At 55.7% G+C, this 9,594-nt stretch carries 10 protein-coding genes and 1 pseudogene; 5 read left to right on the top strand and 6 right to left on the bottom strand.

Features of this window, described 5'->3' with window-relative positions:
• Positions 1–116 precede the first annotated feature (116 nt).
• Positions 117–1,124 (top strand): annotated as a pseudogene (locus ACMWKK_RS17315) (radical SAM protein); the annotation flags it as partial.
• An 84-nt stretch (positions 1,125–1,208) separates the two neighbouring features.
• On the opposite strand, the gene dkgA reads toward ACMWKK_RS17315, so the two are convergent.
• Positions 1,209–2,036 carry a 2,5-didehydrogluconate reductase DkgA gene (gene dkgA / locus ACMWKK_RS17310; RefSeq protein WP_112781502.1) on the bottom strand — a complete coding sequence of 276 codons (828 nt, stop codon included), beginning with the start codon at positions 2,034–2,036 and terminating at the stop codon, positions 1,209–1,211.
• 104 nt (positions 2,037–2,140) lie between these two features.
• The gene (yqhD, locus tag ACMWKK_RS17305) at positions 2,141–3,304 is read right to left on the bottom strand and encodes an alcohol dehydrogenase (protein WP_112781503.1); all 1,164 of its coding nucleotides are present in this window, start codon (positions 3,302–3,304) and stop codon (positions 2,141–2,143) included.
• A gap of 195 nt (positions 3,305–3,499) precedes the next feature.
• Here yqhD and ACMWKK_RS17300 point away from each other — a divergent pair, with 195 nt between their 5' ends.
• Positions 3,500–4,399, top strand: coding sequence for an AraC family transcriptional regulator (locus ACMWKK_RS17300; protein ID WP_045332072.1), 900 nt, complete (start codon positions 3,500–3,502; stop codon positions 4,397–4,399).
• A 49-nt stretch (positions 4,400–4,448) separates the two neighbouring features.
• On the opposite strand, the gene yghB is transcribed toward ACMWKK_RS17300, so the two are convergent.
• Both yghB and metC read right to left on the bottom strand, forming a co-directional pair.
• Positions 4,449–5,108 (bottom strand): DedA family general envelope maintenance protein YghB, encoded by a 660-nt coding sequence (gene yghB / locus ACMWKK_RS17295; RefSeq protein WP_039262934.1) that lies wholly within the window; start codon positions 5,106–5,108, stop codon positions 4,449–4,451.
• A 142-nt stretch (positions 5,109–5,250) separates the two neighbouring features.
• Entirely contained in the window at positions 5,251–6,438 is a 1,188-nt protein-coding gene (gene metC / locus ACMWKK_RS17290; RefSeq protein WP_045332097.1) for a cystathionine beta-lyase, read from the bottom strand.
• Positions 6,439–6,689: 251 nt separating this feature from the next.
• On the opposite strand from metC, the gene exbB reads away from it, so the two are divergent.
• Entirely contained in the window at positions 6,690–7,421 is a 732-nt protein-coding gene (exbB, locus tag ACMWKK_RS17285; protein WP_112781504.1) for a tol-pal system-associated acyl-CoA thioesterase, read from the top strand.
• 4 nt (positions 7,422–7,425) lie between these two features.
• A complete protein-coding gene (exbD, locus tag ACMWKK_RS17280; RefSeq protein WP_112781505.1) occupies positions 7,426–7,851 on the top strand; it encodes a TonB system transport protein ExbD in 426 nt (141 codons plus the stop codon).
• 50 nt (positions 7,852–7,901) lie between these two features.
• Here the strand turns inward: exbD and ACMWKK_RS17275 are convergent, their stop codons facing one another.
• Positions 7,902–8,351, bottom strand: coding sequence for a cytoplasmic protein (locus tag ACMWKK_RS17275; protein WP_112781506.1), 450 nt, complete (start codon positions 8,349–8,351; stop codon positions 7,902–7,904).
• A gap of 1 nt (position 8,352) precedes the next feature.
• Positions 8,353–8,757 carry a hypothetical protein gene (locus ACMWKK_RS17270; RefSeq protein ID WP_008499807.1) on the bottom strand — a complete coding sequence of 135 codons (405 nt, stop codon included), beginning with the start codon at positions 8,755–8,757 and terminating at the stop codon, positions 8,353–8,355.
• Between the two features lie 93 nt (positions 8,758–8,850).
• Between ACMWKK_RS17270 and ACMWKK_RS17265 the strand changes: the two genes are divergently transcribed.
• Positions 8,851–9,548, top strand: a protein-coding gene (locus ACMWKK_RS17265; RefSeq protein ID WP_226874028.1) for an IS1-like element IS1A family transposase whose coding sequence is annotated in 2 segments (ribosomal slippage) — positions 8,851–9,100 and positions 9,100–9,548 — 699 coding nt in all. Because the reading frame shifts where the segments join, the coding sequence is not laid out codon by codon here.
• Positions 9,549–9,594 lie beyond the last annotated feature (46 nt).

Here is a 9,594-nt window from a genome sequence, read left to right as displayed (position 1 = left end):
GAGTTTTATGAGTATAGTCAGTTGGGTTTTCATCTGTTTTATCAGACTTAGAAAAATGAAATCTTTCAATTCATTGATTTTAAACGCAAAAAAATTTCTAAATGATCAGAATTATAGGGTGTTCACTCTGCTCTATTACCGAGCACGAGGGCCGTATCATCCAGAGCCGCTCTGAAGATTCTATCATCAACGAGATCGAGGCGATTCGCGACTCGGTACCGGGCTTTACCGGCGTGATCTCCGATCTTGGCGGCCCAACCGCGAACATGTACATGCTGCGCTGCAAGTCACCGCGCGCGGAGCAAACCTGCCGCCGTCTCTCCTGCGTCTATCCGAGCATTTGCGAGCACATGGACACCAACCACGAGCCGACGATCAACCTCTACCGCCGCGCGCGGGATCTGAAGGGCATCAAGAAGATCCTCATCGCGTCCGGGGTACGTTACGACATCGCGGTGGAAGATCCGCGCTACATCAAAGAGCTGGCGACCCACCACGTTGGCGGCTATCTGAAGATTGCGCCGGAGCACACCGAGGAAGGCCCGCTGTCGAAAATGATGAAGCCGGGTATGGGGAGCTATGACCGCTTCAAAGAGCTGTTCGACACCTACTCGAAGCAGGCGGGCAAAGAGCAATATCTGATCCCGTACTTCATCTCCGCGCACCCGGGCACGCGCGATGAGGACATGGTGAACCTGGCGCTGTGGCTGAAGCAGCGTCGCTTCCGTCTGGATCAGGTGCAGAACTTCTATCCGTCACCGCTCGCCAACTCGACGACCATGTATTACACCGGCAAGAACCCGCTGAGTAAGATTGGTTACAAGAGTGAAGAGGTGGTGGTGCCGAAAGGGGATAAACAGCGTCGCCTGCACAAGGCGCTGCTGCGCTATCACGATCCGAAAAACTGGCCGCTGATCCGCCAGGCGCTGGAAGAGATGGGTAAAAAACACCTGATCGGCTCGCGCCGCGACTGCCTGGTGCCGGCCCCGACGCTGGATGAGATGCGCGAAGCGCGCCGCCAGAACCGCAATACGCGCCCAGCGCTGACCAAGCACACGCCAATAGTGCATCAGCGTTCGAACGGTAATTCAAGCGTGAAGAAGCCCGTGAAGCGTAAAGCGTAAATAAAAACCCCCGGCAAGCCAGGGGGTTTTATCCAGACGCGTAGGCCGGGTAAGGCGAAGCCGCCACCCGGCTTTTTTACGCGCTTACCCGCCAAACTGGTCCGGGTCCGGCCCAAGCCGCTTGCCCTTATCCAGCTTCGCAATCTCACCCAGCTCATCTTTGTCCAGCCGGAAATCCCAGACGTCGAAGTTCTCGGCGATACGCGATGGCGTGACCGATTTCGGAATGACGACCAGGCCGTTGTCCAGGTGCCAGCGAATGACGATCTGCGCCGGGGTTTTACCGTATTTATCCGCCAGCTCGCGGATAATTTTCTGATCGAATACCCCTTCACCACCCTGAGCCAGCGGGCTCCAGGATTCGGTCTGAATCTTATGCGTGGCGTTCCAGGCGTGAAGCTGACGCTGCTGCATCAGCGGGTGCAGCTCGATCTGATTAATGACGGGCGCGACGCCGGTCTCGTCAATCAGCCGCTGCAGGTGATGCACCTGGAAGTTACAGACGCCGATGCTTTTCACCAGCCCCTCTTTTTGCAGCGCAATCATCCCTTTCCAGGCATCCACATAATGGTCGATAGCCGGAACCGGCCAGTGCATCAGATACAGGTCGACGAAGTCGAGCTGGAGTTTTTCCAGGCTCTCCTGCAGGGCTTCGCGGGGGCGCTTTTGATCGTCATTCCACAGCTTCGTGGTGATGAATAGCTCATCGCGAGGGACACCGGCGCTGGTCAGTGCCTTACCCACGCCGTCCTCGTTTTTGTAGGCGGCAGCGGTATCAATCGACCGGTAGCCGACTTCCAGGGCTTTATGAATGGCGGAGACGACCTCGTCGTTACCGGCTTTCCATACACCTAGCCCCAGCTGGGGCATCACGTTGCCGTCCTGCAGCTTGATTACGGTTTGGTTTGCCATTTTTCCTCCTTCAGGTGCGCATCGCCGGAGGGGAACTCCGGCGATGGGGTGTGCATTAAGTCTGGACGAAATGTCAAAAAACGAAAGGCGAGGGGCAAAAAGGCTTAGCGTGCCGCCTCGTAAATACGACGGCTAACGTCCAGCGTAATGTCGCCGTGTTCGCCCAGCTGGGTCATGCCGTGCTCTTCAAGTTTCGCCAGCAGAGCAGGGATGGAGCTGCCGTCCAGACCGTAGCCAGACAGACGCGTTGGCACGCCCAGGCTTTCAAAGAAGCTGCGCGTCGCTTCGATAGCCGCATCAATACGCGCGTCGTCAGAACCCTCGGTGATATTCCACACGCGCTCGGCGTACTGCAGCAGCTTGGCGCGTTTGGTATCCCGTTTTTCGTTCCACAGCGCAGGCAGAACGACCGCCAGCGTCTGGGCGTGATCCAGACCGTGCATCGCCGTCAGCTCGTGGCCCAGCATGTGGGTCGCCCAGTCCTGCGGCACGCCAGCACCGATCAGGCCGTTCAGCGCCTGCGTCGCGGCCCACATGACGTTGGCGCGAACGTCATAATTTTCAGGCTCTTTCAGCGCTTTCGGGCCTTCTTCGATCAGCGTCAGCAGAATGCCTTCCGCGAAGCGATCCTGAATTTTGGCATTTACCGGGTAGGTTACGTACTGCTCAACGGTATGAACGAAGGCATCGACCACGCCGTTTGCCACCTGACGCGCAGGGAGAGTGTAGGTATAAACCGGATCCAGGACCGCGAAGACCGGCTGAACGTGTTCGTTCATGAAGGCCTGCTTATCGCCGGTGGTTTTGCGGGAGATCACCGCGCCCTTGTTGGATTCAGAACCGGTCGCTGGCAGGGTCAGCACGGAGCCCATCGGGATAGCGCTTTTGATGTCGCTGCCGCGGGTTTCCAGAATGTGCCACGGATCGATGCCGTCAGCGTAGTGCGCTGCCGCCGCGATGAATTTGGTGCCGTCCAGCACGGAACCGCCGCCGACCGCCAGCAGGAAGGTGATGTTGTCTTCGCGGGCGATTTTCACCGCGTTCATCAGCGTTTCGTAGGACGGGTTTGGCTCAATGCCGCCGAACTCGCGCACGTCCAGACCGTCCAGCGCGCGGTAAACCTGGTCCAGCACGCCGGTTTTTTTCACGCTGCCGCCACCGTAGGTGATCAGCACGCGGGCGTCAGCAGGGATCTGCGCGCGCAGGTCAGCGATAGCGTCTTTACCAAACAGAATGCGGGTTGGGGTGTGGAGATTAAAGTTGTTCATTGCTCGTTCCCTTTAGTGGGTGAAAAACCGTGGCGGCACTGATGGCGACCTGATGCTGCACATTGTGGCGCTCCGGGGCTATGCTCTCAATGCACATTCCTGCCGATGTCTTGCCCATTTCTACAGAGCGCTGGAGAAAGCGCGGAAAAGCACGCACACTGTCAACGTCAAAAATCGTATCCGGAGTAACGCAAGATGAACCGTGAGGCTATCTGCCAGCAGCTCACTGCGCAGATTAAGAGATTGATAGATAATGAAAATGGTGCTGGCGATCTGCTGCCGGACATTCGCCTGCTTTACGGCACGCAGCCCGGGACGCGCACGCCGGTCATGTACCAGCCGGGCATCGTTTTTCTCTTCTCGGGCCATAAAATTGGCTATATCAACGAGCGCGTGTTTCGCTACGACACCAATGAATATCTGCTCCTGACAGTACCTTTACCCTTTGAATGTGAAACTTTCGCGACAGAAGCCGTTCCGCTGGCGGGGATTCGCGTAAATGTGGACATCCTCCAGCTGCAGGAGCTGCTGATGGAGATTGGCGAGGATGAGCTCTTCCAGCCGTCGATGGCGTCGAGCGGAATCAACTCGGCGACGCTGTCGGAAGAGATACTCTGCGCCATCGAGCGTCTGCTGGACGTGATGGAGAGGCCGCTGGACGCCCGCATTCTGGGCAAGCAGATTATCCGCGAAATTCTCTACCACGTGCTGCTGGGTCCGGGCGGTGGGGCGCTGCTCGCCCTGGTAAGCCGTCAGACCCACTTCAGCCTGATAAGCCGCGTGCTTAAGCGTATCGAAAGCCAGTACACGGAAAACCTCAGCGTCGACCAGCTGGCGGCGGAGGCGAACATGAGCGTCTCGGCGTTTCACCACAATTTTAAGTCGGTGACCAGCACCTCGCCGCTGCAGTACCTCAAAACCTACCGGCTGCACAAGGCGCGGATGCTGATGATCCACGACGGCATGAAGGCCAGCGCGGCGGCGATGCGGGTGGGCTACGAAAGTGCCTCGCAGTTCAGTCGGGAGTTTAAGCGCTATTTCGGCGTCACGCCGGGAGAAGATGCGTCACGTATCCGAACCATGCAGGGAGTCTGACGGGGAACGTAGGCCGGGTAAGGCGTAGCCGCCACCCGGCAATTTTTAATCACGCGCTGCAGTACTTCTTCTTAATCACCACCGCGATGGTTCCCACCAGGCCCGCCACCAGCAGGAACATCGGCAGCACCATCAGGAAGGTCATCACCTGATCTTCGTGGTGTTTCACAAAGGGGATCATATTCAGCGCGTAGCCGAGCGTTGTCACCACGCCAACCCACAGCAGGGCGCTCAGCCAGTTGAAGAACTGGAAGCGGCGGTTCGACAGGCCGGAAATGCCCGCCATCGTCGGCAGAAGGGTGCGAACGAACGCGAGGAAACGCCCCGCCAGCAGTGCCAGCAGGCCGTGCCGGTCGAACATACAGGTCGCACGCTGATGATATTTATGCGGTAACTGCGCCAGCCAGCCCTTTACGACGCGAGTATTCCCCAGCCAGCGGCCCTGCAGATAGCTCAGCCAGCAGCCCAGGCTGGCGGCAGAGGTGAGGATAACCATCGTGGGCGTGAAGTCCATGACGCCTTTCCCGATTAACGCCCCGGCAAGTAAAAGCAGGCTGTCACCGGGTAAAAAAGAGGCTGGCAGTAATCCATTTTCCAGAAACAGCGTTGCGAACATCACGAGATAAACGATACCGACGACGTGAGGATCCGCCAGCGCGGCAAAGTCGTGATGCCAGAGCGCCGCGATAATATCTTGAATAACAGCCATGGACTTTCCTGTGGAACAGCAGATATGACCCTATTGTACTCCCTAATTCGCCTGTTGGGTTTGATCCCGGGCGCAACTCATACAGACTTTTCTGCTTGCGGTGTTCACAAAAGCGTCCAGAGAGTACATTTCAGCCTGCACTCTACACGATACGCTCGAACCCTGCTGCTAAATCGGCAATCAAATCGTCAACATTTTCTAAACCGATATGCAGCCGAATCAGGGTGCCGGTAAAGTCCACCTCGCCGCCGGGGCGCAGAGCCGCAACCTGTTCCGGCTGGTTGGGCAGGATCAGGGATTCAAAACCCCCCCAGGAGTAGGCCATGCTGAAGAGGGTAAAATTATCCAGATAGCTCGCCAGCTCGTCGTTATTAAGCCGTTTTTTCAGCACGAACGAGAACAGCCCGCTGCTGCCCGTAAAATCACGCTGCCAGAATTCGTGCCCTTTACTGCCCGGTAACGCGGGGTGATTCACGCGCTCAACCTGCGGATGCTGGGCCAGCCACTCCGCCACCTTCAGGCTGCTTTCATGGTGCTGACGCAGGCGAACGCCCAGCGTGCGGAGCCCGCGGCTGGTCATGTAGGCCGTGTCGGCATCCACCATCTGGCCCATCAGATAGGCATTTTCACGCAGCCGATCCCAGCAGCGCGCGTTGGAAACCGCCGTGCCAATCATGCCGTCAGAGTGGCCTATCAGGTATTTCGTCGCCGCCTGAATCGAGATATCAATGTCGAATTCCAGGGCTTTGAACAGCACGCCCGCCGCCCAGGTGTTGTCGATCATGATGATGGCTTCCGGCGCTTTGCTGCGCACGGCCTTCACGATCGCCGGCACGTCGTGCACTTCCATGGTGAGCGACCCCGGCGATTCCAGGAACACAATGCGCGTGTTTGGCTGAATAAGTTCGGCAATGCCTTCACCAATCAGCGGGTCGAACCAGCCGGTCGTCACGCCGAGCTTGCTGAGGATTTTGGTGCAGAAGTCCTGGCTGGGCTCATAGGCGGTGTTGGTCATCAGGATATGGTCGCCCTGTTCCACAAACGCCAGAATGGTGTTGGCGACCGCCGCCGCCCCGCACGGGAACAGCGCGCAGCCTGCGCCGCCTTCCAGCTCGCACATGGCTTCCTGCAGAGAAAAATGGGTTAGCGTGCCCCGACGGCCATAAAAAAGCCCGCCCTTCGCGCGGTTGCGCGTGGCGTTTCTCTTCTCCTCAACGGTATCGAACACCAGCGAGGAGGCGCGTTGAATCACGCTGTTAACCGATCCCTGCGTATATTTTTTGCTGCGTCCTGCCTGTACCAGCGTGGTATCAAGATGCTTCTTAGTCATGTTCGCCAACCCTGTTTTTATACGTCTGGACGTCCAGACTACCACGATTGCAAAAAACTGCACCCGCAGGCTTATCGAATAAGCAGAAAATATTAGCAAAAAACCGCATAAGAAATTTTTACTGCGTAAGCGCAAGGAAAGTGAGCGAAAATTACGGCACCATGCAAATACTAATGAGAACTACTATCAATTCGACGACGTTTTGATATTATTACGCTCAGATTTTGTGATTTGCGTCCTGGAGATACAGAGTGGGTAATAATTTGATGCAGGCGGATCTCTCCGTTTGGGGCATGTATCAGCATGCTGACATCGTGGTTAAGATTGTGATGATCGGCCTGATTCTGGCGTCCGTTGTCACCTGGGCTATCTTCTTCAGCAAAAGCGCCGAGCTGCTTTCGCAGAAGCGTCGTCTCAAGCGTGAGCAGCAGCAGCTGGCTGAAGCCCGCTCTCTGGATCAGGCTTCAGACATGACCTCATCCTTTCACGCGAAAAGCCTGACGACCCTGCTGGTGAATGAAGCGCAAAACGAGCTGGAACTCTCCGCGGGCAGTGAAGATAACGAAGGCATCAAAGAACGTACCGGTTTCCGTCTGGAACGTCGCGTCGCGGCCGTTGGCCGGCACATGGGACGCGGCAACGGTTATCTGGCAACCATCGGCGCGATCTCACCGTTTGTTGGTCTCTTCGGTACGGTGTGGGGCATCATGAACAGCTTTATCGGTATCGCGCAGACCCAAACCACCAACCTGGTGGTCGTGGCGCCGGGTATCGCAGAAGCGCTGCTGGCGACGGCAATCGGCCTGGTTGCCGCGATTCCGGCGGTGGTTATCTACAACATTTTCGCGCGCATGATTGGCAGCTACAAAGCGACGCTCGGTGACGTTGCCGCGCAGGTCCTGCTGCTGCAGAGCCGCGATCTTGACCTGAACGCCAGCTCGGTTAAGCCGGTGCACGCGGCGTCCAAACTGCGCGTGGGTTGATACTATGGCGATGCGTCTAAACGAAAATCTGGACGATAACGGCGAAATGCATGAGATCAACGTGACGCCGTTTATCGACGTCATGCTGGTTCTGCTGATTATCTTCATGGTTGCCGCGCCGCTGGCGACGGTCGATGTGAAGGTGAATCTGCCTGCCTCATCGAGCCAGCCGCAGCCGCGTCCGGAAAAGCCTATCTATCTTTCCGTGAAAGCGGATAAATCGATGTTCCTGGGCAATAACCCGGTAACGGACGCTTCGGTTATTCCGGCGCTGGATCGGCTTACCGGCGGCAAGAAAGACACCACCGTCTTCTTCCGTGCGGATAAAACCGTTGATTATGAGACCATGATGAAGGTGATGGACACGCTGCATCAGGCGGGGTACCTGAAGATTGGGCTGGTCGGCGAAGAGAAAGCGACCTCGAAGTGATGAAGTGATAAAGAAGCTGGCGAAAGCCGGCTTTTTTTATGCCTGGCGGTTTATGCGTTTTTGGTATCCGTCGGTGCGGTAGAGGGGGTTGCCAGCGCATCTTCATCAAGCGCAACGCAGGTGACGTTAGACGTGCGGTACTCACCGTCTGACAGTTTGCGGGTCAGACGCAGGGTGGCGATTTCTCTGGCAAGCAGATACTGGTAATTGGCCTCGAGGCGACCCAGGAGCTTCTCTTTCAGCTCTGGCCGCTGTTTCATGATGGCGTTCATCACGGCACCGTAAATTTCTTCTTTCACCTGTAGCGGATAAATTTCACGGCGATTCTGCCATTTCAGCCGCACCAGCGTCGCCGGGATCGATACCAGGTCTTGCGTAATACGCGTCATCTCGTCATTTTTTGTGTTTCGCAGCGCGTCGAGATTTTGCTTTAAGATAAATTCATCACTTTTTTTATCATCCAAAGTCAAATAAACGTTGTTATTGTTAATTTCTTTCACGTTAATCTTCCCCCAGGCTATAAAAAATTGGGTTATTTTTTTCGCGCGTAATTAAGTTAAGCCAAATTTCATTGCCCGCCTCGTTAATTTCTTTGGTTTTTTCGGCCAATATTTGACTTAGTTTCTGGGCATCTATTTCGCCTTCGGCCTGCAGATCATTCAGCAGGTGAACAAAGGCCTCAATTTTTATGGCGCGAAATAAGCGGTCTTTTATATGGCGATCGTGCTCCTCCAGCAACATATTACGGGATTTGCCGGTACGGGAAACACCAATTAATATATCAGGCTCAAAATCAGAGAGCTTTCTTTTCCCCTGAGTGAAACTGACCTCTTTTTCTGCTTCCGTCGGTTGCTGTTCCACAGGCGTAATGTGGTACTTAGCCGGGACGAGATAGTCGGGCAGCATTTTTAATTTCCTTTAATTTCAACAGGGTGGGGTTGGTAGGTGATGCTGCCAACTTACTGATTTAGTGTATGATGGTGTTTTTGAGGTGCTCCAGTGGCTTCTGTTTCTATCAGCTGTCCCTCCTGTTCAGCTACTGACGGGGTGGTGCGTAACGGCAAAAGCACCGCCGGACATCAGCGCTATCTCTGCTCTCACTGCCGTAAAACATGGCAACTGCAGTTCACTTACACCGCTTCTCAACCCGGTACGCACCAGAAAATCATTGATATGGCCATGAATGGCGTTGGATGCCGGGCAACTGCCCGCATTATGGGCGTTGGCCTCAACACGATTTTACGTCACTTAAAAAACTCAGGCCGCAGTCGGTAACCTCGCGCATACAGCCGGGCAGTGACGTCATCGTCTGCGCGGAAATGGACGAACAGTGGGGCTATGTCGGGGCTAAATCGCGCCAGCGCTGGCTGTTTTACGCGTATGACAGGCTCCGGAAGACGGTTGTTGCGCACGTATTCGGTGAACGCACTATGGCGACGCTGGGGCGTCTTCTGAGCCTGCTGTCACCCTTTGACGTGGTGATATGGATGACGGATGGCTGGCCGCTGTATGAATCCCGCCTGAAGGGAAAGCTGCACGTAATCAGCAAGCGATATACGCAGCGAATTGAGCGGCATAACCTGAATCTGAGGCAGCACCTGGCACGGCTGGGACGGAAGTCGCTGTCGTTCTCAAAATCGGTGGAGCTGCATGACAAAGTCATCGGGCATTATCTGAACATAAAACACTATCAATAAGTTGGAGTCATTACCGGGTTGGTAAAGGCGTGAGATTCGTTGACAA

Origin of the sequence: Enterobacter sp. 01-M-03-SI-ECC (assembly GCF_047530215.1) — a bacterium.
Classification (GTDB): domain Bacteria; phylum Pseudomonadota; class Gammaproteobacteria; order Enterobacterales; family Enterobacteriaceae; genus Enterobacter; species Enterobacter chengduensis.
The sequence above is the reverse complement of the archived record's forward strand: the minus strand, read 5'-3'. Positions and strand labels throughout refer to the sequence as shown.

What these genes read in the sequence shown, in the direction of transcription:
- dkgA (WP_112781502.1), bottom strand. Translation starts at nt 2,036, where the DNA reads ATGGCAAACCAAACCGTAATCAAGCTGCAGGACGGCAACGTGATGCCC.
- yqhD (WP_112781503.1), bottom strand. Translation starts at nt 3,304, where the DNA reads ATGAACAACTTTAATCTCCACACCCCAACCCGCATTCTGTTTGGTAAA.
- ACMWKK_RS17300 (WP_045332072.1), top strand. Translation starts at nt 3,500, where the DNA reads ATGAACCGTGAGGCTATCTGCCAGCAGCTCACTGCGCAGATTAAGAGA.
- yghB (WP_039262934.1), bottom strand. Translation starts at nt 5,108, where the DNA reads ATGGCTGTTATTCAAGATATTATCGCGGCGCTCTGGCATCACGACTTT.
- metC (WP_045332097.1), bottom strand. Translation starts at nt 6,438, where the DNA reads ATGACTAAGAAGCATCTTGATACCACGCTGGTACAGGCAGGACGCAGC.
- exbD (WP_112781505.1), top strand. Translation starts at nt 7,426, where the DNA reads ATGGCGATGCGTCTAAACGAAAATCTGGACGATAACGGCGAAATGCAT.
- ACMWKK_RS17270 (WP_008499807.1), bottom strand. Translation starts at nt 8,757, where the DNA reads ATGCTGCCCGACTATCTCGTCCCGGCTAAGTACCACATTACGCCTGTG.